A 23,885-nucleotide genomic window follows, 5' to 3' on the forward strand; every position below is an offset into this window, starting at 1 on the left:
CCGTTTTTTAAAAAACGAATGTACCGGACAGCATGAATGCTAGCTGGAGTCACCGGACATGCATAACCCTCCTGTTTTATTTACGCTTTGGATTCTTCGTAAGGATTGGCAACAACAAGGACATCATAGTTTCTCGTTTCCTTCAGCAGGTTTTGAACGACCCTCCCTTTCCACAGCTCTTCGACTCTGGAGCGGGAGGTGTGGCCGACAATGAGCTGGGTTGCCTTTTTGTCGATCAGCTGAATGACGATATGCTGGACAATTTTCTTTTGGTCTTTCGTTTCCCTCAGTAAAAAAATGCCGCCGAGTCGCTCAGTGAGAAGCTTGGCTTTTTTCAAAAGGGCCTCCTGATCAGCAGTGAATGGAGCGGGGCCCTTTACGTACATTACATACCATTTTGCTTTCAGCCTGTAGGCGATCCGGAATCCCCGCCGGATCAGCCTTTCGCTTTCGGGCCCGAGATTGATGCAGACGAAAATGGTTTCCTGCTTCCGCCAAGGACCGCGCATGGCCCGACTTCTTTCCAGAGATTCCAGCCTTTCATCCACATCATCCGCCACCTCCCTTAAAGCGAGCTCGCGGAGGGCGATGAGGTTGCCGGTCTTGAAAAAATTCTGCAGGGACTGCTCGACCTTTTCAGGAGCATAGATGCTCCCTTCTCTCATCCGCTGCCGCAATGCTACAGGGGAAATATCAATCAGCTCGATCTCATCTGCCAGGGTCATCACCCTGTCCGGCACGGTTTCGCGGACTCTGACACCGGTAATTTGCTCGACACTGTCGTTCAGTGATTCCAGATGCTGAATATTGACGGTCGAGATAACGGAGATTCCGGCTTCGAGAATTTCCTCTACATCTTCAAACCGTTTCAGGTGTTTGCTGAAGGGCACATTTGTGTGTGCCAGCTCGTCTACAAGCACGACCTCAGGGTTTCGCGTGATAATAGCTTCGGTGTCCATCTCCTCAAGAAGCACGTTTTTGTACGGAATCTGCTTTCTTGGAATGAGTTCCAGTTCGCCTACCTGCTCCTGCGTTTCCTTCCGTCCGTGTGTTTCAAGAAGACCGATGACAATATCAAGGCCCTCTTTCCTCAGCTCATTCGCTTCCCGCAGCATCGTATAGGTCTTCCCGACGCCCGGGGCAGCTCCGATATAAATCTTTAGCGTCCCGCGGCGAATTTTACTGATTTCATCTGCCATTTCATCTGCGGTAAGCCGTTTGAAAGGGTTCAGTCCCGATTCGTTTTGCCGGGCCGGAAGCAGCCTTTCCCCTTCAACCTCCGCACGGTCGGGCACGAGAAAAATGTCAATGTTCCGGGTATGGCGCAGGATTTTGTTGACGACCGATCCCTTGACTCTTTCCTCCCATACACTTTTCTTTGAATGGCCCATGACAATCCGCGTGATGTTTTTTTTCATCGCATAGGAGACAATGGCTGCAGACGCTTCTTCATTCAGAAGAACCCGTTCCTCAAACACACCGTCCAGCTTTTCAGTCAGCTTTTTCATTGATCTTTTAAAAGAGGCTTCCTCCGCGGAAACGGATCGGTTGTGCGGCACAAAACAGACGACGTTGAGCGTTCCTCCGAGCCGCTTAGCGATTTGATGGCCCCTCCTGATCAGGATCGATCCGTTCCAGTGGTACTGGGCAGTGACAAGAATCCGTTCGGAAGCACCGGAGGCTCCAATCAGCCCCTGTTTTTCACGGTAATCTTCCAGATCCTCGCTCACCTCTCCAGCAAGAAAACGGAGGGCCAGTTCCCTTAATGCCGCCAGATTCCCTTTGTTGAAAAGCTCCCCGTACAGGTTATCCGGACAGCCCTCCTGGATTCGTTTTAGGATCGATTCAGGAGGGACGTCCAACAGCTTGACTTCATCTGCCCTGGTCAGTGTGTCTTCAGGCAAGCACTCTTCAAGACGGACATTGACGCCTGTAAGTTTCTTGGCAATCTGCTTCGCACCGCTTAATTCATAAATATTAAGTGTGGTAACGACACTGATTCCATGGTGCAGGAGATCCAGGACGTCATCAAATCGGCTTGGATTGGGAGAGCCCGGTCTGTTGCGTTTTGCCAGGTTATCCACAAGCACAACCTCGGGATTGCGCTCGAACAGTGCTTCAAGATCAAGATCATAGCGGGTGGTATCCCCTCTTCGCCATTGAACCGGCATTACCGTTTCAAGCGTTCCGATCTTCTCTTCGGTTTTCGGGCGGTTCTCCCCCTTGCCGATCACGCCAATGACCACGTCCAGCCCTTTTTTCTTCAAGGCGTGGCCCTCAAGCAGCATGTGGTACGTTTTCCCGGCGCCGCTTACGGCACCAAGGATAATTTTCAGCCTGCCACGGTGGAGTTTGGAAATGGAGTCCAGAAGCTCCTCTGGGGTTTTTCGTCTGAATTGTTCTGCCATCCCTTCCACTCCTTCCTTTTTACTTCAGCCGGTCAAGTTCCATGTTCAGTTTTTGGACATTCACTCTTGGCTCTCCAAATAATCCAAACTGGCGTCCTTCTGTATGTTTTTCGATCAGATCCTTCAATTCACTCTCATCAAGCCCTCGTGCTTCAGCAATTCTTAGAACTTGAATTTCAGCAGCCAGCGGTGTGATATGAGGGTCAAGTCCTGATCCCGAGTTCGTGAGCAGGTCTGCCGGAATATCCTTCTTATCCACTTTTGGATTAGCTTTCAGGAAAGCCTCAATGTCCTTCTTCGTCCGGTCAATCATATCCTTATTGGATGGAGCATAGTTTCCGGATCCTGAACCCGCAGCGTTGTATTCAATAGAAGAAACACGTCCTGTAAAGTAGGATGGATCCTTGAACGTCTGTCCGATCAGTTCTGAACCGATGACCTTGCCGTCTTTTTCAACCAGACTTCCGTTTGCCTGTGCAGGCATGACAGCCTGGGCGATTCCTGTCATCAGAAGCGGGTAGGCAACTCCGCATATGATTAGCAATATTAAAGCAATTCTAAGGTTTTTAAGCATTTTTCTCTGCATCCTTTCCTATTGGCTGTGGTGCCTTTAAAGGCACCACTGTTTAAAATATAGACAGCATCATATCAATGATTTTGATCCCGATAAACGGGGCGACCACGCCGCCGAATCCATAGATGAACAAATTCCGGTTCAATAGCTTCACCGCGCTCATCGGGATGTATTTGACCCCTTTCATCGCCAGTGGAATCAGGAGCGGAATGATGATGGCGTTAAAGATTAAAGCGGACAAAATTGCACTTTGAGGCGAATCAAGCCTCATTATATTCAGTGCTTCCATCTGCGGGATGGCAAGCATGAACATGGCCGGAATAATCGCAAAATACTTGGCGATATCATTTGCAATACTGAAGGTCGTCAAGGCACCCCTTGTCATTAGAAGCTGCTTGCCGATCGCGACTACTTCAATGATTTTCGTCGGATCAGAATCCAGATCGACCATGTTTGCTGCTTCCTTGGCGGCGATCGTTCCGCTGTTCATTGCGAGGCCGACGTCCGCCTGGGCCAGTGCAGGAGCATCATTTGTTCCATCACCTGTCATCGCCACGAGCTTTCCTTCTGCCTGTTCCTTTTTGATTACTGCGATTTTATCCTCCGGCTTTGCTTCGGCGATAAAATCATCCACACCTGCTTCGCGGGCGATGGTAGCTGCAGTCAGAGGGTTATCCCCCGTACACATTACCGTTTTGATCCCCATTCTGCGTAGCTCTTCAAAACGCTCTCTCATACCCGGTTTGACGGTATCCTTTAAATAAATGATGCCCAGGATCCGGTTTCCTTCTGAAACGGCCAGCGGGGTTCCGCCCTCAGTGGCAATCATGACCGTTTTGTCATCGAGATCGGACGGGATTTTGCCGCCGCGTTCCTTTACATATTCCTTAATGGCATCGACCGCCCCTTTGCGGACATCACGACCGCCTGCAAAATCGGTTCCGCTCATTCTGGTCTCGGCCTTGAACTCCACACCTTCTGCTCCTGCAGGTCTTTCTCCCCGTGCTCCCTGCTTTCTTGCCAGTTCAACGACCGATCTGCCCTCCGGTGTTTCATCAAAAAGGGACGTTTCCATTGCAATCTGATTTAATTCGTTTTTATCGGCTCCGCCAACCGGCACGAAATCAGCAGCCATCCGGTTCCCATGCGTGATGGTACCGGTCTTATCAAGAATAATCGTATTAATGTCGCCTGCGGCTTCAACGGCTTTACCGGACATGGCGATGACATTAAACTGAGTCACACGGTCCATACCGGCAATCCCGATAGCAGAAAGCAATCCGCCGATTGTCGTCGGGATGAGACAGACGAGGAGAGCAACCAATGTTGCAACCGGTACTGCTGCATCTACATAAGAAGAAATTGGAACGAGTGTTGCACACACAATCAAAAAAATTAAAGTCAAGCTGACTAGCAGCGTGTTCAGGGCAATTTCATTTGGTGTTTTCTGACGTTTTGCCCCTTCAACGAGACCGATCATCCGGTCAAGGAACGATTCGCCCGGGTCCGTCGTAATCTTCACTTTAATAGAGTCACTAATAACTTTCGTCCCCCCGGTTACGGAACTGAAGTCGCCTCCGGATTCTTTAATAACCGGTGCAGATTCACCCGTGATCGCAGATTCATCAATGGCAGATACCCCTTCAATAATTTCTCCGTCACTCGGAATGAGCTCGTTTGCTTCGACTAAAACGATGTCTCCCTTTCTCAAGTCGGTGCTGCTGACCACTTTATGGGAGCCATCCTTCTGGAGCAGCTTCGCCTTCGTATCCTGCTTCGTTTTCTTTAATGAATCAGCCTGGGCTTTCCCCCGACCTTCTGCAAGTGCTTCCGCAAAGTTTGCAAACAGGATGGTGACAAACAGGATAATGCTGACGATGCCGTTGTAGCCGGCACCCTCACCCGGCCCGAACACAGACGGTGCAATTGTAAGGATCAGAGTGATGATTAAACCGATTTCTACTGTAAACATGACGGGGTTTTTAGCCATTGTCACGGGATTTAATTTCTTAAAGGCATCAATGGACGCCTTTTTGACAAGTTCATTTGTCATCGTCGCTTTCCTGCTCATGATCTTGCTCCTTCTCATCTCTTTGTATTAGTTTAAAATGGTCAGCCATTCAGCGATTGGCCCAAGTGCCAGAACCGGGAAGAATGTTAAGGCTCCTACAATAAGCACCGTAAAAACCAGAATCGTAAAGAACGTCATATTATCCGTTCTGAATGTTCCAAGTGTTGCAGGCACCGGCTTTTTCGCAAGCAGCGATCCCGCTGCAGCTAGCATGGCGATAATGGACAGATACCGTCCAAGCAGCATGACGATTCCGGTTGAAATGTTCCAGAATGGCGTATTGTCTCCAAGCCCTTCGAAGCCGGATCCATTGTTTGCAGCAGCGGATGTAAACTCATACACGACCTGTGAAACACCGTGAAACCCTGAATTCGATATGGCTGAGGAACCCACCTCCGTTGCCAGTGCGATGGCAGTAGGCACTAGAATAATCAGCGGATGAACCAGGATCGTGATGGCGATCAGCTTCATTTCCTTCGCTTCAATTTTTCTGCCAAGGAACTCCGGTGTCCGTCCGACCATCAAACCTGCAAGGAACACACCAAGGATGGCATACATCAGAATGTTAATCGTTCCGACTCCGTCACCGCCGAAAATATTGTTCAGCATCATTAGGCCGAGCGGCACCATTCCGCCAAGCGGAGTGAGTGTATCATGCATATTGTTGACCGTTCCGGTGGTGGCTGCCGTTGTGACCGTTGTAAACAGCGCACTCTGCGCAATTCCGAAACGGACTTCTTTTCCTTCCATGCTGCCGTTTTCCTGAGACAGCCCGATATTGGCCAGTGCAGGGTTTCCATTCATTTCAGCAAAATAGACGGTGGCCAGGAAGGCGAGAAAAATGATGCCCATTGATCCAAACAGGATCCAGCCCTGTTTCCGGCTTTTTGCCATATGGCCGAATGCGATCGGCAGGGATGCAGGAATCAGGAACATTGAGATAATCTCAAGGACATTAGTGAAAGGATTCGGATTCTCATATGGGTGGGCCGAGTTGACTCCGAAAAATCCGCCTCCGTTCGTTCCAAGGTGTTTGATGGATTCCAGAGCGGCAACAGGTCCGCGGGCTATTTGCTGTTCAGCCCCTTCCACCGTCGCAGCATTGATGGTTCCTCCAAGCGTTTGCGGGACTCCCTGGCTCACAAGGACGAGACCGACCACGATGGATAACGGAATTAGGATTCTCGTATGGGCACGGACAAGGTCCACATAAAAGTTCCCCATGGATTTCTGACCTGTCAGCCCCCTGAAGAAAGCGATACAGATAGCTAACCCCGTTGCTGGAGTAGTGAACATCAGGTACATGATGACCATCATTTGGGAAAGGTACGACAATCCGGACTCTCCGCTGTAGTGCTGAAGATTTGTATTCGTTACAAAACTTGAGATGGTATTAAAGGATAAAAGCGGATCCATAGAAGCAATTCCACTTGGATTTCCCGGCAGAACATGCTGGAATCTGACGACCAGATAAGTAATGGCGAACATTGCGATATTTGAAAGCAGAGCCGCCACTGCGTATTGCTTCCACGTCATCTGTTCAAGCTTTATCCCTGACAGCTTATATATGATTTTCTCAAAACCGAATACCCGGTCAAGCCTCGTCTGTTCAAGCGAGAAGACTTGAGCGATATATTTCCCCATTGGAATTGCCAGCAAAATAACAATCAGCAGGACAACTCCTATTTGTACAAAATCCATGATTTTCTCCTCCGGCGTTCGAATTAATATTTTTCAGGATGAATAAGTGCATCGATTAAATAGATGGATAATCCCAGTACGGCTATAAGTAATACAATCACAACGCCACTCCCTATTCTTTAATGACTTTTTCGCAGAATTTGATGAATCCGTAAAACAGGCCGAAACAGACGGCTGCAATGCCAATTGCTGCAATATCCATGCTTAGTACCCTCCAGAAGGTTTTGGCGAATGAGTGCCGGAAGCTCCCGCTGCTGGCGCTGTATGCCCCCCTGTCCCTCTCCTCCTTCGGAAAAGAAGAACCCGGAAACAAAAAATAGACCAATGCTTACCTCTTCCCCGGACCAATTTGAATAGAGGGTGACTGGCCTTCAGAAAGAAGGCTGCACCAAATAATCAAATCGTCATAATGGAGAAAAAGTACTCATTGGTCTACGTTACGTCCAGCAAGCCTGAAGCTTCCTTTACGTCCAGTCTCCCAGACTTTTTCATTCACTTTTTTAGTTTGTAAACACATTAAAAAGACCGGCTGTTCCAAATGCTTCCTGCTAAAAAACTCCGCAAAAAAACACCTGTGGGTAAGGCGGTCATGGACCTCCTTCGCTTTAGCCGACGAAGTTAGCTGACGGGTAGGATGGCGAAAGAGTATCTCATCCCTTCTGCTAGGCAGAATTAACCCCAAGTAATTGGTTCCTCCGTTCCCTGTTCAAGGGACTAGGCCGATCTTCAATTGTTGGTTACGTGATTATTTTAATCCTGCCGGGCTCATAAGTAAATCCCTTTGCACAGCGAAAATCCGGCTCTATTTACTCAAAATGACCCATAATCGATCGTTTTTTTAATCAAATCCTAATCTCACTCACTATTTCTCTCTTTTTCTTCTGTTGACAAACTTTTTCATCATGATTAAGATAGGCTGGAAAATAGACAGGCTTTTGGAGGATAAGAACGTGCCAAATACACAAAAAAAGAAATTGGAAGCAGATATCAGCGAAGCACTTATCAAGTATCAGCGTGAGTTGATCGGCCGCGGACCACAGGAAGCCAAAACTTATATTATGAGGGACATGGTCATTACCCGCTTCAAAGGGGTGCTGACGATTGAGGAGAAGCATCTCGTAAACCGGGATGACGGACGCAAGCTCGTCAAACATATGAGACAGCTGCTGCGGGAGATGTATAGTGAAAAATATGAGGAAATCATTGAAGGGCTTTCTGGCTGCAAGGTGCTGTCCAGTCACAGCGACATCAGCACAAAGACTGGGGAACGGATTGAAGTATTCATCATGGATAAGGATTTGGAGCGGACTTTGGAGCAATAACACCGGGCTCTGGTTTGGCTTGCAGAATTTTTTCACTTTCAGTATAGTCAGAGAGCTGAAAGCTAATGAAATCACACAAAAACAGGCGGAGAATTTCTCCGCCTGTTTTGTTTTGAGGCCCGTACTTATTTACCGGCTTTATCGGTAATGATTCCTTCTACAGACTCCATAACGGACTTTTCAAGATGAGCCAGACGCTGCTCGGCATCTTCTAATGAAGTTCCTTTTACAGCGAAGTAGAATTTAATCTTAGGCTCTGTACCGGATGGACGGAGGCAGAACCAGGATCCGTCCTCGAGGAAATACTTCAGGACGTTTGATTTTGGAAGATGGATCTCTTCCTTTTCTCCTGATCGGGCGATCTGTCTCTCACTTGTCTTATAGTCCTCGATCGTGCTTACTTTTTTCCCTGCCATTTCTGCAGGCGGGTTGGTACGGAAGGAAGAGAGGATATCCTGAATCTGCTCGGCTCCCTCTTTTCCTTTCAGTGTGAGGGATTTAAGCCCCTCTTTGAAATAGCCGTACTCCGCAAAGATCTCCAGAAGTCCCTGATACAGAGTCATGCCTTTCTTTTTGTAGAACGCACATACTTCAACAGCAAGAAGGGCTGCCTGGATTGCATCTTTATCGCGGGCAAAATCACCGATCAGGTACCCGTAGCTTTCCTCGTATCCAAACTGGAAGGTGTAGGCGCCGGATTCTTCATATTCACGGATTTTTTCGCCGATAAATTTAAACCCTGTGAGCGTATCCTCTGTAGTCAGTCCAAAGGAGTCCGCTACTTCTCTGCCGATTTCTGAAGTTACGATTGTTTTTAAAACAATCCCATTATCAGGCAGGATGCCTTTTGCTTTCTTTTCAGACAGCAGATAGTGTAAAAGAATCGCACCCGTCTGATTTCCTGTCAAAACGGTAAATTCGCCGTCTTCGTTTTTCACAGCGATTCCGAGCCGGTCTGCATCAGGGTCTGTTGCGATCAGGATATCGGCACCTGCTGCTTCGCCGTCGCGGATCGCGAGTTCGAATGCTGCATGCTCTTCCGGGTTAGGTGATTTAACAGTTGAGAAATCCGGATCCGGAAGCTCCTGTTCTTTGACGATGGTCACATTTTTATAGCCCAGTGCTTCCAGACCTCTGCGGACCGGCTTGTTTGCTGTTCCGTGAAGAGGTGTGAAGACCACATTTACGTCGACTTCCTTGGAAAGTTCCGGGTTCACTGAAATGGAAACCAGTTTTTCTGTATATTTTGCATCCATTTCTTCACCGATCATCTTGATTAATCCGGCTTCTTTAAGGGATGCTTCATCTTTTACCTGGATTGATAATTCATCATCCGCTTCATCTACTTTAGCGATTACTTCATCTGCCGCTGCAGGAGGAAGCTGGCCGCCGTCTTCTCCGTATACTTTGTAGCCGTTGTATTCCGGCGGATTATGGCTTGCCGTTACAACGATGCCTGAAAAAGCATTCAATTCCCGGACTGCAAAGCTCAGTTCAGGTGTTGGGCGGAGCTCTTCAAAAACGTATGTCTGGATACCGTGAGATGCGAGGGTTTTAGCCGCTTCCATCGCAAACTCAGGTGATTTATGGCGTGAATCATACGCGATGGCTACACCGCGTTTTTTTGCTTCCTCGCCGAAAGATCGTATGTATTGTGCAAGGCCTTCGGAAGCTTTCCGAACTGTATAAATGTTCATCCGGTTTGTGCCGGGTCCAATCTCCCCGCGCATCCCGCCTGTACCAAACTCAAGGTTTTTGTAGAAAAGATCCTCTAGCTGCTTTTCATCATCTTTAAAGCTTACAAGCAGATCCAACAGCTCCGGGTCAAGGTTAGTTTGGCTCTTCCAGCGTTCATAGCTTTGTTTCCAGTTCATTATTTACCTCCTGCAGTACGAAAATTTAGTTTCATAACCGGCCTTCTTCCTTAAAGAAGCGCTCTCTTATTTTAACATAAATCGCCTGTTCCGGGCGGAATTTGTCAAGTCCCGGTAAAGGCATAAAAGAACGCTGAAAGCGCGCTGTGCCGGGAATGCCTATTACTTGGACTTTTCCCGCGAGTGCCCGGCGGTAAACAGATTCTGTCAGCCAAATACCACCAAATTCCTTTAAAGTCAGACAAAAACCGCCCCGCAGCGCGGAACGGTTTCTGTTATTATTCAGCCAGAGGCACAACCGCTTCATTGATTTGTTCATTCAAATAATCAACGTGCTGCTTCTTTTGTTCATCTGTCCAATTCAGGCGCACGGCCATGTAATTGACTACAGCGTCTTTGTATTGTCTTACCCAGTCAATATTGAAATACACAGCACCGGTTCTGCGGACGAAAAAGTCAGCAGGGGTGGATGCCAGTTCTTCTGTAATGGCGTATTCCACTGCTGCCAGTACATAGGCAGGGATACCGGTCCGATTTGCTTCTTCCTTCACCTGGCCTATGATTTCAAAGAGCTGGTCCACATTTGATCCATAGCGCTGAGCGAGACGTTCTGCTTCCTGCTCAGTCAAACCAAGTGCGATGCCTTCTTGCGTTTTGATTTTCTTGAATTGAGGGAAACTGGATGCGCCGCCTACATGTCCGCCGGAGACTGGCATGTTTCTCGTTTTGCATGTGCCGAAATCCCGTCCGGTTTCGTCTTTAAGTCTGTCTCCCACAATGTTGACGATATGTTCCGCCATTTTGCGGTACCCTGTCAGCTTTCCGCCGGCGATGGTGATCAATCCGGAATTAGATGTCCAAATTTCATCTTTTCTGGAGATCTCAGAAGGATCTTTTCCTTCTTCATGAATGAGCGGACGCAGCCCGGCCCAGCTTGACTCAGCATCTTCAGGCTTAATTTCAAGACTCGGGAACATGTAGTTAATGGAATCGACGACGTATTTTCGGTCTGCTTCTGTCATTCTCGGCTTCGCTTTGTCGCTCTTGTAAACAGTATCCGTTGTGCCCACATATGTTTTGCCTTCACGGGGAATCGCGAATACCATCCGCTTATCCGGTGTATCGAAGTATACAGCCTGTTTCAGCGGGAAGCGGGACTGATCAAATACAAGGTGAATCCCTTTCGTCAGCTGCAGGTGCTTTCCTTCTTTGGAGTGATCCTTTTCGCGCAGCTCATCGACCCATGGCCCTGTCGCATTCACGATTTTCTTTGCGCGGATTTCATATGTTTTGCCAGATAATACATCAACAATTTTTACACCGGCCGCTTTTCCTTTTTCATAAATCAGGCCATCTACTTTTGCATAGTTCACAGGCTCCGCCCCGAAGCGGACGGCCTCTTTCATGACCTCAATCGTTAAGCGGGCATCATCTGTCTTGTATTCCACATAGCGTCCGCCTCCAAGAAGATCGTTCTTTTTCACGAGCGGTTCTCTTTCAAGTACCTCATCCGCCGTCAGCATCGTCCGCCATTCGCTCTTCTTGACCCCGGCGAGAAAATCATAGACCCGGAGCCCGATCCCTGTGGAGAACTTTCCGAATGTCCCTCCTTTATGCATCGGCAGGAGCATCCACTCCGGAGTGGTCACATGGGGACCGTTCTCATATACGATTGCCCGTTCCTTTCCTACTTCAGCCACCATCTTAACTTCAAACTGCTTCAAATAGCGAAGTCCGCCATGTACCAGCTTGGTAGAGCGGCTGGAAGTTCCGGCTGCAAAATCCTGCATTTCAGCCAGTCCGATCTTCATACCTCTTGTTGCGGCATCCAAAGCAATGCCGGCACCGGTAATGCCTCCGCCAACGACAAACAGGTCATATTCTTCCTTCGTCATTTTTTCGAGCTGTTTTTCTCTATCTAAACTTGAAAAACTCATAATTTGGCCTCCCTGTATTTTGTGGCAGAAGACAAGGCGCAAAAAAAGAGACCGCAACGAACTGAAGCAATGGGTTCCATTGTTCAGCGCTGCGGTCTCTCCTTATCTCCAACCGTACTTTAATTAACTTAAGGATATTATAGCACAGGTTTGAATTATTTGAAAGCCCTGGCAGCGTTCACTGCTTTTTTCCAGCCCTCATATAATCCTTCCCTTTCTTTCTCTTCCATATCCGGCTCAAATGTTTGATCAATCGCCCAGCGTTCTGAGATTTCGGACTGATCCTTCCAGAACCCCACAGCCAAGCCGGCCAAATAGGCTGATCCAAGCGCTGTGGTCTCATTAATTTCCGGACGTTCTACCGGGACACCAAGAAGGTTGCTCTGGAATTCCATCAGGAAGTTATTTTTAACCGCTCCTCCATCTACCCGGAGTGTCTTAAGCGAAATGCCGGAATCTGCCTCCATCGCGTCAAGTACATCGCGTGACTGATATGCAAGCGATTCAAGTGTTGCACGGATAAAGTGCTCCTTGGATGAGCCGCGTGTCAGACCGAATACTGCGCCCCGGACATCACTGTCCCAATAAGGGGTTCCAAGCCCGACAAATGCCGGAACGACGTAAACACCATCTGTCGAAGTTACTCGTTCTGCATACGTTTCGCTGTCCTTCGAATCTTTGATCATGCGCAATCCGTCCCGCAGCCATTGGATAGCAGATCCCGCTACAAAGATGCTTCCTTCAAGAGCGTATTCTACTTTTCCATTTACCCCCCATGCAAGGGTTGTAAGCAGGCCATGGTCAGATTTTATTGCTTCTTCTCCAGTGTTCATCAGCATAAAGCAGCCGGTGCCATACGTATTTTTGGCCATTCCTCTTTCAAAACAGGCCTGTCCGAATAAAGCCGCCTGCTGATCACCTGCTACACCGGCGATCGGGATATTGTGGCCGAAGAAATGATAATCCACCGTTTCTGCGTACACCTCAGATGACGGACGAACTTCAGGAAGCATGCTTTTTGGAACTTCCAAAATTTCAAGCAGCTCGTCATCCCACTGCAAATCGTAAATATTGTACATGAGCGTTCGGGAAGCGTTTGAATAATCGGTTACGTGGGCTTTCCTTCCGGAGAGCTTCCAGATGAGCCACGTATCAATGGTCCCGAAGAGAAGATCGCCCTTCTCCGCCTTTTCCCGTGCTCCTTCCACATTATCAAGGATCCACTTTACCTTTGTTCCGGAAAAATAGGCGTCAATCAGCAGCCCGGTTTTATCACGGAATTTATCGTTCAGTCCCTTCTCCTTCAATTCCTCGCAAATCGGAGCTGTCTGGCGGGACTGCCATACGATCGCATTGTAAACCGGCTGGCCTGTATTTTTATCCCAGACTACCGTCGTTTCCCGCTGATTGGTAATTCCAATACCGGCAATCTGGTCTGCTGTAATGTTTGCTTCAGATAACGCAGTAGCGATAACAGCAAGGATGGTTCCCCAGATCTCATTTGCGCTGTGCTCCACCCAGCCTGGCTTCGGAAAATGCTGAGTGAATTCCCGCTGTGCTACATGTACGATTTCTGCATTTTTGTTAAAAAGGATGGCTCTTGAACTTGTCGTTCCCTGATCCAAAGATAAAATATACTTTTCCATAAATAATTCCTCCTCAAACGGTTTGATTTATTTTTTGGTTTCTTTCGCTTTTTGTCATAGCAAAAGCTGCAATGAGCAGAACAGCCAATAGAGCGGTTACAATCCAGAAGGATAAAGTCATCGTTCCCTTAAACACCGTGGTGTAAAACACAGCTCCGAATGCTCCGCCGGCCAGGGGCCCAACAACAGGTACCCAGGCATAGCGCCAGTTCGAAGGTCCTTTACCCGGTATCGGCAGGAAGAAGTGCGCGATGCGGGGCCCGAGATCTCGTGCCGGATTGATCGCATAACCTGTAGTCCCTCCCAATGATAAACCAATCGCCACAATGAGAAAACCGACAATTAGAGGATTTAACCCCTCTGTAAATTCATTTGCTCCTATCGCAAGTATGCCTAATACCAGGATAAAGGTCCCCAGAATCTCACTGATCACATTGGCAAACGTATTAGGAATGGCTGGACCTGTCGAAAACACCCCAAGCTTTGTACCCGGGTCCTCCGTCACCTTCCAGTGCGGCAAGTATTGCAGATAAATCAAAGAGGCCCCAAGTATGGCTCCAATCATTTGCGCCAATATATAGGCTGGAACCTGTCCCCATGAAAAATCCCCCGCCAGTGCAAGGCCTACCGTAAGGGCAGGATTCAAGTGAGCCCCGCTGATGCCGCCTACTGCATAAGCAGCCATCGCTACCCCGAGTCCCCAGCCGAACGTAATGACAATCCAGCCGGAATTGTTGGCAAAGGTCCCTTTCAGATTAACTCCGGCACAAACTCCGGCGCCAAAAACAATTAAAATCATCGTGCCGACCACTTCACCCCAAAATGCAGTCAAAGCCAATCCCTCCTCTATATAGTCTAGAATGGGTTTACATTACAGCGCTTTCACAAAAGCTGCAAAAAAGTAAAAAATCCACAACTATCTCCTTTGAGTAAAGAAGCAGTCGTGGATCTCCGGGTCTCCGTCACATACATTAACTTGTCCTTAATAGTAAAGGTGATTGTAAGCGGTGTCAAGCATTTGGACTAAATTCATCCCAATCTATTGAACCAGAAAGCTGATTTTATTTGAATTGGAGTAGATCACATATTTTGCTCCAAGGCGCCGATACAGTTCAGAAGGATAGGCTTTGAACCTTGTTACTACCGTAATCGGTGCGTTCAGGCTGTTTCGGAGCGCTGATAGCAGCAAACTGGTGGTCAGCAGGCTGTGCTCAAGCAATATGATCCGGCTGAACTCTCTTTCGCATAAGATGGTTTCTGAATATAAGCTTGAGAGCATCACGCCTTGCGTTCCTTGAGATTCCAGAGCTTCTTTCACTTCTTCATCGCTTGTCAGGTAGAATATGGAGGAATGGGCATTCCCTGCAAAAGACTTAAAATATTCAAGCTCTCTTATACTGGGGATGCAAATAAGTGAACATTGGCTTAAACTGTTTATTTCCATGGTATTTCCCCTCTTTCTATCGCTTTCAGAAATGCAGCATGAGCCTTTTAAAAAACAAAAAGGCCCATGAACACAGGCCTTTACGTCAGCAGACGAAAAGGAACTGTAATCACCGGCCTACGAAACACCCAGCAGGCCCCGCCTGCTTTGTGCTTGGTCTTCCAGACATATAATTGAGGTCATTCTACTGTGAAAATCAAACAATTGTAAAGCGCTAAAAATCTGCGGATAAAGCGCGCTTTTTGAACACCAAGCCACTTTTCCTTTCATTAGCTTGAAATATTGAGTTTTTTCGGCATTACCTTTAATCCGGCAAATGCAGGCGTTCACGTTTCTACCTCACACTAAAAACAGTGAAATAATCAGATAACAGTAGAAAAACAAAGAAATATATGGTTTTTTTTCCAATTTCAAGCCTATTTACTATGCTTTACTTTTTAAATTCAGGAGATTAAGATAATTCCATCCTTAAGCCGCTGAATCCATTCGGAACGGGGGAACCAGGTTTTTGGGGTGAATCCTGCAATATGGAAGGGTGACTCGTGCAACCCGAACCCGTCAGCTAACTCCGTAAGCGCTGCATGAGAGAGGAAGGTGCCGTTATACGACAGACTCATCAAAACTAAAACACTTTATCGCTTAATCCTTTATGGAGCGGGGGAACCAAACGCCTTTATTCAGGCAGGGGTGAATCCTTTACCAGGTAGGGCGACTCCAGCCGCCCGAATCCGTCAGCTAACTTCGTAAGCGTCGTTTGTGAGAGTGATCTTTGGCTTAAATGGCAGAGGCTTGTTTGCTGATGCTTATTAGAAGCTGCGGTCATCCGCAGCTTCTTTTTGCAGTTCAAATTCAGGAATTAAAGGGGCGGCACCGATGATTCAATTATTGGAAGACGAGCGTATTGAAAGTGTTAAAGAAATGATGCTTACTTATAAGGTCGATCTGCTTCACCTTCAGTTTGTTGATATTGAAGGAATTTTGAAGCACGTTACGATAACGGCTGATCAGTTCGAGGATGCAGTCGAAGGCAAAATTATGTTTGATGGTTCCTCCATTAAGGGATTCAGCCCGATTAACCGCTCCGATCTGTTTTTGCAGCCGGATTTGGACTCCTTCGCCATTATTCCGTGGTCAGTGGAAAAGAATTATGCGGAAGCACGGTTTCTTTGCCAGGTCAAAAACCCGGACGGTACTCCATATGAGGGAGATTCAAGAAACGTTCTGATCCGTTCTGTCGAAAACGCCAGGAAATTTGGATATACAATCAGCATTGGGCCGGAACTGGAGTTCTTTCTTTTTCAAATGGACCAAGCGGGAAACCCTACCGTTCATCCCCATGATAAGGGAGGATATTTTGAGCCTTCCCATGATCTTGGAGAAAAGGTCAGGCTGGAAATATACCGTACACTAAAAGCAATGGGCTTCAAGATTGAAGCCTCGCATCATGAAGTTGCAATGGGGCAGCATGAAATCAATTTTCAATTCAGGGATGCCCTTGCCTCGGCAGATAACGCAACGACTTATAAGTGGATTGTAAAGACAGTTGCAAAACAGCATAATCTGCATGCATCCTTCATGCCAAAGCCGGTTCAGGGAACAAACGGATCAGGTATGCATGTAAATATTTCGCTTTTTAAAGACGGAGAAAATATGTTTTATGATGAGAAGGACGAACGCGGGCTTTCTGAAAGTGCTTATTTCTTTATCCGCGGGCTTTTAGACCATGTTGAAGAACTGACGGCCATCACCAACCCCGTCGTGAATTCCTATAAACGGATTGTCCCTGGATATGAAGCACCATGTTACATTGCGTGGTCTGCCTGCAACCGCTCTTCGCTTATTCGCATCCCTTCTAAAAGGGGGGCAGGAACGCGGGTGGAGGTTCGGCATCCGGACCCTTCTGCCAATCCATATCTCGCATACGCTGTTATTGCAGAAGCAGGGCTTTCGGGTATAGGTTCACAAATTCTGCCTGAACCTCCTATAGAAGAGGATATCTTTGCAATGACCTCAGAAGCCAGGACTGACAAAGGCATCGTTCATCTCCCAAACAGCCTGGAAGCCGCATTGAACAAGCTGGAAGCGGGTTCGCTCGCTCGGACTATTCTGGGCAGCCATGTCTATGAACAGTTCACTGCTTTGAAAAAAGCAGAATGGGAATCGTTTAAGAATACCGTTCATGCATGGGAACTTGAACATTATCATACGAAATTCTAAAAATTGAAGGCGATGGTAACGCAAGCAGCTGATTTTCAACACCAGCTGACTGGAGTGGAAGGCGTAAAACTATGTTGAAGAGCGGGACAGATGAGACTCCGGCAGCCGCGATGCTGTGAAGAGGCTCACTGCCCACCACTGGATGAGGGAGCGCCTGGCAGCTTCAATCAACAGCCAAATGGAACAGACGTGAATAAAAAAGGACGCCTTTTCAGCACAGGCGTCCTTTTTCCTTTGAACTTATCCTTTTTTCCAAAGCGAGGTTTCCGAACTTGTAATCGCAGCAGCCCCTGCTTTAATCGCTGCGTCAACCTCTTCATGCGTACGGACAAATCCTCCTGCAAGAATCGGGATATCCGTTTCTTTTCTTATTTCCCCGATTAAACTGGGAACGACGCCCGGAAGCACCTCTATATAATCAGGCCGGATTTTCTTGATAAACTCCAGACTCTTTGCAAGCGCGCTTGTATCGAGCAGAAACAGACGCTGCACTGCAATCAGGTTGCGCTGTTTTGCTTTTGCAATCACATTGGAACGGGTTGAAATGAGACCGGCCGGTTTAATTTCCTGGGAGATAAATTCAGCCGCATATTCGTCGTGCTTTAAGCCCTGAATAAGGTCGACGTGGATGAGCAGCTTTTTTCCTGCCTTTTCAGAAGCTCCTACAATTCCCTTCAGCTGGCCGAGGTGGGTATCAAGCAGCACTCCATATGTATAATCACTTCTCAAAAATTGATCAAATTGCTTCATATTCCGTAACGCAGGCACTATTTTCTGCCCTTCAAACACCATCATCGCACGCTCCTGCCAAAACTGTTTTGTTTATCTTACCACATTCCAGGCAGCGCTATTTGGGAAGATGCAAAAAAACCGGCTTTCGCCGGTCTTCTTCTTACCTGTTCTTATAATTCAGTGAATACAGATCGCGTCTCCTGTCTCTGAGCTGCCGGACCGTACCGGACTGGCGCTGCCTTCTGAGAATTTCCAGGTCTACATCACCGATTACCACCATTTCAATGTTCGGGTTGCACTCCCCGACAATTCCGTCACGTGCGTATTCAAAATCGGACGGTGAAAAAATAGCGGACTGTGCATATTGAATGTCCATGTTTTCCGTCTGAGGCAGGTTGCCCACTGTGCCTGAGATGACGGTATACACCTGATTCTCGACAGCCCGCGCCTGTGCACAGTAGCGGACTCTCAAGTAACCCTGACGGTCTTCGGTACAGAACGGTGTGAAAATGATTTTCGCTCCCATGTCTGTCGCAATGCGGGCTAGCTCCGGAAACTCAATATCATAGCAAATTTGGATCGCGATTTTACCGCAGTCTGTATCGAATACTTTGACATGGTCCCCTGCACTGATGCCCCACCATTTGCGCTCATTCGGTGTAATATGGATTTTATACTGCTTTTCGATCGTTCCATCCCGTCTGAACAAGTAGGCGATGTTGTAAATATCCCCGTCATCCTCTTCTACCACATGAGATCCGCCGATAATGTTGATGTTGTATTTTACAGCCAGGTCTGTAAACAGGGAGATATAATCCTCAGTAAATTCCGTCAGCCTCCGTATTGCCTGGCTCGGCGTCTTCTCATTTCCAAACGACATGAGCTGAGTCGTAAACAGCTCCGGAAAGACTGCAAAATCTGCATCGGCATCTGAGGCTACATCCACGTAATATTCCGACTGCTTCGCGAATTCATCAAATGATTCAATCTGCTTCATCATATACTGGACGACACAGATCCTTACCGGGAAGGAGGTCTTGTAGTACCTTTTTGTATTCGGCTGGTAATCCACGTTGTTCCATTCCATTAAGGTAGCATACTGGTTGGACTGCCTGTCATCCGGAAGATAGCTGGGATTGATCCTCATAAGCGTAAATCCGTTCATCAGCTGAAAAGAAAGCACCGGGTCATAAATGCGGTGATGAATAACTTCTTCCACATACTCCCTCGGTGTCAGCTCTCCCGCATGCTTATGGAAATTCGGGATGCGCCCGCCGATGATGATGCTTTTCAGATTCATCAGGCGGGCAAGTTCTTTCCGTGCCTCATATAGTCTGTAGCCGATGCTCATTCTCCTGAACTCCGGATCGACCATAACCTCTATTCCATACAGGTTGTATCCATCCGGATTATGGTTCGTAATATAGCCGTTATCGGTGATATCATCCCAGGTATGCCTGTCATCGTACTCATCAAAGTTAACAAGAAGACTCGAGCAGGAACCGATAATCTGCCCTTCAAACTCCGCACAGAACTGGCCTTCCGGAAAATGCTCCAGATGGCTTTCAAGGTGTTCAGGTTTCCACGGATCCATTCCGGGGAAGCATTTTCTCTGCATCTCAATGATGGCATCTATATCTTTGTGCTCAATATTGCGGATCATCATTTTTTTCTCGAATTTGGACAAATCCAGTTTTTCAGACATCATGCCAACTCCTTTATCATTAGAGTCATTTACCCGCTGTTCAGCTGAAATTAAACCCTTTTTTGTTCTTCCAGCTTTTCGAGCAGCATTTTAAAGTCCAGCTCAGCCATTGATTCAAGCCGGTGCTCTGTTTCACCAAAGGTTAATCCGGCTGTAATTTCATTCGGCACGATGACACAGGCCATGCCTGCCCGCATTGCAGCGGTCGACCCGTGGACTGAATCTTCAAAAGCAATGCACTCTTCCGGCTTAACGCCCAAACATTCCGCTGCTTTTAGATACAGATCGGGATTCGGCTTTACCTCTTCAACATCATCACTGGTCTTAATGCATTCGAAGTAATCGAATAGGTTTATGTTTTTTAAATGCGTGCTGACCCACTCATAATCTGAACTTGATGCCAGGCCGATTTTAAAGCCAAGCTCCCTGGCTGCCGTAAGATACGCTTCCACTCCAGGTCTGGCAAGCTCTTCTTTAATTCTTTGCGCGAATCTCTTTTCCCTGTCTGTCTGCAGAGCAGCCTGATCAATTTTCTCCTTCAGCTGTTCCTCGAGATAGGCAAATGGCATAAACCCGGAATTTGTCCCGACATCTTTCACCCATACTTCAAGAGGAAGGACGGAGCCGTGCTCTTCAAACATTTCCTGAAGAATCCGGTAGTGCAGCGTCTCTGTATCAAGAATTAATCCGTCAAAATCAAATATTACAGCTTTATACACCGTTCTCAGCTCCTGTCGTTATGTATCAATACCATTTTAAACGTATCAAAGCTTTCTTGAAAAGAAAAGGACAACCGGCTGGCCGGCTGTCCCCTCTCCGTCATTATTTTTGTTCACGGCTATGCTGATCGGAAATGCTTGAAAGGGCACTGCCTGCTGTTTCATTCGAAAGCTGGTTGACAGAAAGGTCCCCAAGAGCCACCATTCCAACCAGATTGTTATTTTCTACAATCGGCAAACGGCGAATCTGGTTCTGAGCCATAAGCTGGGTTGCTTCTTCATAGCTCATATCGGGACGTCCTGAAACGACGCTGGAAGTCATAACGTCCGATACCTTCGTGCTGCTTTCTCTTCCTTCAGCTGTCGTGCGCAGAGTGATATCACGGTCCGTAATGATTCCTTTCATCTGGCCGTTGTCCACAACAGGAATAGAACCAACATTATACTGGCTCATCAGCTGTGCTGCCTCCTGGATAGACTGGCTGGAAGAAACACTTGCTACATTTTTGGACATAATGGAGTTGACTGAATTCATGATGATCCTCCCCTTTCAAGGCATAGTATGAGCTTTAATGGCTGGCAGCTTGAATAGAAAATCTTCTCAATGCATGAAAAAAACGGCGGAGCAGCCGCCGTTTTTTTTTCTTAAGCCTTAAGAAAACCGGTAAACTCTTGCTTCCCATGGCCTCATTTTACATTCACTGAAAGTACCGCTGTGATCGGAATAATTGCTTACGAGGATTTCGGGATTCCCTTCCAGCAGCCCATCCGGAAGTCGAAAATCCGGATTATTTCCCGAGAAATTTGCCATAACGAGCAGTTTCTCCCCGTTATATTCCCGGATGTAGGCGAAAATTTCTGGATCCTCTTCTAGGATCAGCTGAAAAGAACCGTACACGATGATTTCATGCTCTTTCCTCAGCTTGATCAGCTTTTGGTAAAAGTAGAAAATAGAGTCTTGATCATCCAGTGCTTCTTTCACATTAATCCGGCTATAATTCGGATTCGCTTCGATCCACGGTGTCCCGTCTGTAAAGCCGCCGTTTTCCCTGTCATCCCACTGGACCGGTGTTCTGGCATTGTCCCTGCCTTTAATGTAGATTGAATTCATTACTGCTGCCGTATCCTGCTTATTTTCTATAACACGCTCTTTGTACATGTTCAGTGTCTCAACATCCTTATATTGCTGTATGGCCTCAAACCGGACGTTGGTCATCCCGATTTCTTCCCCCTGATAAATGTACGGCGTTCCCTGCATCATATGAAGACAGGCAGCCAGCATTTTCGCTGATTCTACGCGGTAGTTCTGATCATCCCCCCACCTTGAAACAATTCTGGGCTGATCATGGTTATTCCAGTAAAGACTGTTCCAGCCCTTCCCATGCATCCCCACCTGCCAGCGGGCAAGTGACCGCTTTAAATCCCTTAAATCAAGAGGTTTAACATCCCATTTGCTTTTGCCGGGCTGGGTGTCGAGATCCATATGTTCAAACTGGAACACCATGTTCAATTCATTCCGTTCACGATCGGTATACAGGATGCCTTCATCCGGGGAGACCCCCGGCATTTCTCCTACCGTCATCACATCATATTTAGAAAGCACTTCCCGGTTCATTTCCTGCAAGTACTCATGAATTCGCGGACCGTTCATAAAATATTCCCCGCCTGGAGCAAACGGTTTGTTTTCAGGATTCGGGGCATCAGGAAGGCTTTCATGTTTTGATATGAAATTGATGACATCCATACGGAAGCCGTCTATTCCTTTATCCAGCCAGAAAGTCATCATGTCATAGATCTCCCGGCGGAGCTTCTCGTTCTCCCAATTCAAATCAGGCTGCTTTTTTGTGAATAAATGGAGGTAATATTCATCTGTCGCTTCATCAAACTGCCACGCAGAACCGCTGAATACGGACTCCCAATTGTTCGGTTCCCTGCCCTCTTTAGAAGGACGCCAAATGTAGTAATCACGGTAAGGATGGTCCTTGGAGCTTCTGGATTCAGCAAACCAGGCATGCTCATCAGAGGAATGATTCACAACAAGATCCATCACTAGTCTGATCCCGCGTGCATGCATCTCCTCAAGCATCTCCTCCCAGTCCGACATCGTACCGAATTCATCCATTATATTTCGGTAATCACTGATATCGTACCCGTTATCATCGTTCGGAGACTGATAAACCGGAGACAGCCAGACTACATCCACTCCCAGCTCTTTTAGATAATCCAGCTTCGATATGATTCCTTGAATATCCCCGATTCCATCCCCATTGCTGTCCATAAAGCTTCTCGGATAAATTTGATACACAACCGCTTCTTTCCACCAGGTTTTCTCCATGTTAACAGCTCCTAATGCAGATTTTTCACTGAATCTCTTTCTGTAATTTCGTAAGGCATGAAAACACTCTCCGCCTGGCCTCCTCCAATCAGCTCCATTACCATCTTCATGGCCTGCTTCCCCATTTCCTGTATCGGCTGATGAACCGCAGTTAACGGCGGGATGGACATCATCGCGATATCGGTATCATCATACCCGATGACTGAAAGATCTCCCGGAACGCTGATCCCCTTTTCATAGCAGTAGGAGAAGACACCAAGAGCCATTTCGTCACTTGCAGAAAAGACCGCTGTCATGCTTGGATTTCTTTCCGCAAGGCGTTTCATTGCTTCATACCCGCTTTTATATCCGAAATCCCCATATTCAATCAATCCCTCTTCAAATGGCAGATCCGCCTCAGAAAGCGCCTCTTTCAGTCCGGCAATCCTAGGAGTACCTGAAATTGGATCATCTTTCGTGCCGCTGATCATTCCAATTTTTCGATGTCCCCTCCTGATCAGATATTGTACGGCTGAGAAGGAAGCTGCCTGATCATCTACCTTGATATAGGGGATTTTAGGGGCCGTGGATACAGTTGCAATGACAGCAGCGGGGATTCCGAGACTGGTGAGAGCATCAGCATATTCTTCCTTCAGCCATTCACTGGCGAATAAAATGCCGTCCACCTGTTTCTCCCTGAGCAAATTCAAGTATTCCATCGTCCTGACCCCGTTCGAGTCCGTATTGCAGACGATTACGCTATACCCCCTCTTTCTGGCTTCCCCCTCGATCCCCTGCAGCAGACGGGCCGCAAAATAACTGGAAAGCTGCGGGAGAAGAACCCCTATGGTGTTTGATTTCCGGCTGACAAGATTTCTGGCAACCGCATTCGGAGTATAGCCCAGCTCTTTGATCACAGCCGTTACCTTTTTCATCGTTTCAGGTGAATAGCCGGGCAAACCATTCACAATCCGTGATACAGTCGCCACTGATACACCTGAAAGCCTTGCAACATCCTTAATAGTAGGTCTCAAAGCTCTGCACTTCCTTTTTATAAGCGTAAACGTTTACGCTAACGGTTGTAATTTCCCTGAAGAATGCCGATCCGCTGCTGCCTTGTGAGCAGACCTAAAGTGTTATTTTCAGGTCCACATCAACACCCTATAAAGCTGACTTCAGGGCCGTCCACTGATGATTGATTCGATCATTCAAAAGGAGCTT

Annotated in this window: 19 protein-coding genes and 3 riboswitches; of the genes, 2 read left to right on the plus strand and 17 right to left on the minus strand. The window is 47.4% G+C overall.

Translation table 11 applies throughout. The features are described from left to right. Positions 1-80: 80 nt before the first annotated feature. Genes GKZ89_RS08385 through GKZ89_RS21585 form a run of 5 tightly spaced genes read right to left on the minus strand, consistent with a single transcriptional unit; the run spans position 81 to position 6,855 of the window. Positions 81-2,408, minus strand: coding sequence for a universal stress protein (locus GKZ89_RS08385; protein ID WP_155111961.1), 2,328 nt, complete (start codon positions 2,406-2,408; stop codon positions 81-83). 19 nt (positions 2,409-2,427) lie between these two features. Further along, positions 2,428-2,982, minus strand: a complete 555-nt coding sequence (kdpC, locus tag GKZ89_RS08390; RefSeq protein ID WP_155111962.1) for a potassium-transporting ATPase subunit KdpC — start codon at positions 2,980-2,982, stop codon at positions 2,428-2,430. A gap of 52 nt (positions 2,983-3,034) precedes the next feature. Further along, positions 3,035-5,053, minus strand: coding sequence for a potassium-transporting ATPase subunit KdpB (kdpB, locus tag GKZ89_RS08395; protein ID WP_155111963.1), 2,019 nt, complete (start codon positions 5,051-5,053; stop codon positions 3,035-3,037). A 27-nt stretch (positions 5,054-5,080) separates the two neighbouring features. Continuing rightward, positions 5,081-6,754 carry a potassium-transporting ATPase subunit KdpA gene (kdpA, locus tag GKZ89_RS08400; RefSeq protein WP_155111964.1) on the minus strand — a complete coding sequence of 558 codons (1,674 nt, stop codon included), beginning with the start codon at positions 6,752-6,754 and terminating at the stop codon, positions 5,081-5,083. Positions 6,755-6,777: 23 nt separating this feature from the next. Then, on the minus strand, positions 6,778-6,855 hold the full coding sequence (locus GKZ89_RS21585) for a potassium-transporting ATPase subunit F (RefSeq protein WP_430697025.1): 78 nt from the start codon (positions 6,853-6,855) through the stop codon (positions 6,778-6,780). A 491-nt stretch (positions 6,856-7,346) separates the two neighbouring features. Beyond that, positions 7,347-7,485: riboswitch (cyclic di-AMP (ydaO/yuaA leader) on the minus strand. Between the two features lie 219 nt (positions 7,486-7,704). Here GKZ89_RS21585 and GKZ89_RS08410 point away from each other — a divergent pair. Next, positions 7,705-8,076: a Na-translocating system protein MpsC family protein gene (locus tag GKZ89_RS08410; RefSeq protein WP_162356606.1), complete on the plus strand. Its 372-nt coding sequence runs from the start codon at positions 7,705-7,707 to the stop codon at positions 8,074-8,076. A 125-nt stretch (positions 8,077-8,201) separates the two neighbouring features. On the opposite strand, the gene GKZ89_RS08415 is transcribed toward GKZ89_RS08410, so the two are convergent. The 6 genes from GKZ89_RS08415 to GKZ89_RS21185 form a co-directional block, all read right to left on the minus strand. Further along, positions 8,202-9,950 (minus strand): phospho-sugar mutase, encoded by a 1,749-nt coding sequence (locus GKZ89_RS08415; RefSeq protein WP_155111966.1) that lies wholly within the window; start codon positions 9,948-9,950, stop codon positions 8,202-8,204. A 31-nt stretch (positions 9,951-9,981) separates the two neighbouring features. Continuing rightward, positions 9,982-10,269 (minus strand): hypothetical protein, encoded by a 288-nt coding sequence (locus tag GKZ89_RS08420; RefSeq protein ID WP_155111967.1) that lies wholly within the window; start codon positions 10,267-10,269, stop codon positions 9,982-9,984. After that, on the minus strand, positions 10,229-11,887 hold the full coding sequence (locus GKZ89_RS08425) for a glycerol-3-phosphate dehydrogenase/oxidase (RefSeq protein ID WP_155111968.1): 1,659 nt from the start codon (positions 11,885-11,887) through the stop codon (positions 10,229-10,231). Before GKZ89_RS08425 ends, GKZ89_RS08420 begins: the two co-directional genes overlap by 41 nt. Before the next feature lie 155 nt (positions 11,888-12,042). Next, positions 12,043-13,533 carry a glycerol kinase GlpK gene (glpK, locus tag GKZ89_RS08430; protein ID WP_155111969.1) on the minus strand — a complete coding sequence of 497 codons (1,491 nt, stop codon included), beginning with the start codon at positions 13,531-13,533 and terminating at the stop codon, positions 12,043-12,045. A gap of 13 nt (positions 13,534-13,546) precedes the next feature. Further along, the gene (locus tag GKZ89_RS08435; protein WP_155111970.1) at positions 13,547-14,365 is read right to left on the minus strand and encodes an MIP/aquaporin family protein; all 819 of its coding nucleotides are present in this window, start codon (positions 14,363-14,365) and stop codon (positions 13,547-13,549) included. 207 nt (positions 14,366-14,572) lie between these two features. Further along, on the minus strand, positions 14,573-14,977 hold the full coding sequence (locus GKZ89_RS21185) for a hypothetical protein (RefSeq protein ID WP_241680178.1): 405 nt from the start codon (positions 14,975-14,977) through the stop codon (positions 14,573-14,575). Positions 14,978-15,441: 464 nt separating this feature from the next. Beyond that, a riboswitch (cyclic di-AMP (ydaO/yuaA leader) is annotated at positions 15,442-15,570 on the plus strand. Between the two features lie 33 nt (positions 15,571-15,603). Then, a riboswitch (cyclic di-AMP (ydaO/yuaA leader) is annotated at positions 15,604-15,743 on the plus strand. Between the two features lie 107 nt (positions 15,744-15,850). On the opposite strand from GKZ89_RS21185, the gene glnA reads away from it, so the two are divergent. Continuing rightward, positions 15,851-17,194: a type I glutamate--ammonia ligase gene (gene glnA / locus GKZ89_RS08445; protein ID WP_155111971.1), complete on the plus strand. Its 1,344-nt coding sequence runs from the start codon at positions 15,851-15,853 to the stop codon at positions 17,192-17,194. A 240-nt stretch (positions 17,195-17,434) separates the two neighbouring features. Here the strand turns inward: glnA and GKZ89_RS08450 are convergent, their stop codons facing one another. The 6 genes from GKZ89_RS08450 to GKZ89_RS08475 all read right to left on the minus strand — a co-directional run bounded on the left by GKZ89_RS08450 (position 17,435) and on the right by GKZ89_RS08475 (position 23,698). After that, the gene (locus tag GKZ89_RS08450) at positions 17,435-17,986 is read right to left on the minus strand and encodes a glycerol-3-phosphate responsive antiterminator (protein WP_277753213.1); all 552 of its coding nucleotides are present in this window, start codon (positions 17,984-17,986) and stop codon (positions 17,435-17,437) included. A 100-nt stretch (positions 17,987-18,086) separates the two neighbouring features. Continuing rightward, positions 18,087-19,631, minus strand: a complete 1,545-nt coding sequence (locus GKZ89_RS08455) for a bifunctional GNAT family N-acetyltransferase/carbon-nitrogen hydrolase family protein (RefSeq protein WP_155111973.1) — start codon at positions 19,629-19,631, stop codon at positions 18,087-18,089. Between the two features lie 50 nt (positions 19,632-19,681). Beyond that, positions 19,682-20,350 (minus strand): HAD-IA family hydrolase, encoded by a 669-nt coding sequence (locus GKZ89_RS08460; RefSeq protein ID WP_162356608.1) that lies wholly within the window; start codon positions 20,348-20,350, stop codon positions 19,682-19,684. 103 nt (positions 20,351-20,453) lie between these two features. After that, complete coding sequence (locus tag GKZ89_RS08465) at positions 20,454-20,885, minus strand: CBS domain-containing protein (RefSeq protein WP_155111975.1); 432 nt, start codon at positions 20,883-20,885, stop codon at positions 20,454-20,456. 117 nt (positions 20,886-21,002) lie between these two features. Further along, complete coding sequence (locus GKZ89_RS08470; RefSeq protein ID WP_155111976.1) at positions 21,003-22,685, minus strand: glycoside hydrolase family 13 protein; 1,683 nt, start codon at positions 22,683-22,685, stop codon at positions 21,003-21,005. 11 nt (positions 22,686-22,696) lie between these two features. Continuing rightward, entirely contained in the window at positions 22,697-23,698 is a 1,002-nt protein-coding gene (locus GKZ89_RS08475) for a LacI family DNA-binding transcriptional regulator (RefSeq protein WP_155111977.1), read from the minus strand. Between the last annotated feature and the right edge of the window lie 187 nt (positions 23,699-23,885).

It is taken from the genome of Metabacillus mangrovi (genome assembly GCF_009711125.1).
Taxonomy (GTDB): Bacteria; Bacillota; Bacilli; order Bacillales; family Bacillaceae; genus Metabacillus_B; species Metabacillus_B mangrovi.

Bases quoted from the DNA above. Each gene is read 5' to 3' on its own strand.
- GKZ89_RS08385 (WP_155111961.1), bottom strand. From the start codon at position 2,408: ATGGCAGAACAATTCAGACGAAAAACCCCAGAGGAGCTTCTGGACTCC.
- kdpC (WP_155111962.1), bottom strand. From the start codon at position 2,982: ATGCTTAAAAACCTTAGAATTGCTTTAATATTGCTAATCATATGCGGA.
- kdpB (WP_155111963.1), bottom strand. From the start codon at position 5,053: ATGAGCAGGAAAGCGACGATGACAAATGAACTTGTCAAAAAGGCGTCC.
- kdpA (WP_155111964.1), bottom strand. From the start codon at position 6,754: ATGGATTTTGTACAAATAGGAGTTGTCCTGCTGATTGTTATTTTGCTG.
- GKZ89_RS08415 (WP_155111966.1), bottom strand. From the start codon at position 9,950: ATGAACTGGAAACAAAGCTATGAACGCTGGAAGAGCCAAACTAACCTT.
- GKZ89_RS08420 (WP_155111967.1), bottom strand. From the start codon at position 10,269: ATGAACAAATCAATGAAGCGGTTGTGCCTCTGGCTGAATAATAACAGA.
- GKZ89_RS08425 (WP_155111968.1), bottom strand. From the start codon at position 11,887: ATGAGTTTTTCAAGTTTAGATAGAGAAAAACAGCTCGAAAAAATGACG.
- glpK (WP_155111969.1), bottom strand. From the start codon at position 13,533: ATGGAAAAGTATATTTTATCTTTGGATCAGGGAACGACAAGTTCAAGA.
- GKZ89_RS21185 (WP_241680178.1), bottom strand. From the start codon at position 14,977: ATGGAAATAAACAGTTTAAGCCAATGTTCACTTATTTGCATCCCCAGT.
- glnA (WP_155111971.1), top strand. From the start codon at position 15,851: ATGATTCAATTATTGGAAGACGAGCGTATTGAAAGTGTTAAAGAAATG.
- GKZ89_RS08450 (WP_277753213.1), bottom strand. From the start codon at position 17,986: ATGGTGTTTGAAGGGCAGAAAATAGTGCCTGCGTTACGGAATATGAAG.
- GKZ89_RS08455 (WP_155111973.1), bottom strand. From the start codon at position 19,631: ATGTCTGAAAAACTGGATTTGTCCAAATTCGAGAAAAAAATGATGATC.
- GKZ89_RS08465 (WP_155111975.1), bottom strand. From the start codon at position 20,885: ATGAATTCAGTCAACTCCATTATGTCCAAAAATGTAGCAAGTGTTTCT.
- GKZ89_RS08470 (WP_155111976.1), bottom strand. From the start codon at position 22,685: ATGGAGAAAACCTGGTGGAAAGAAGCGGTTGTGTATCAAATTTATCCG.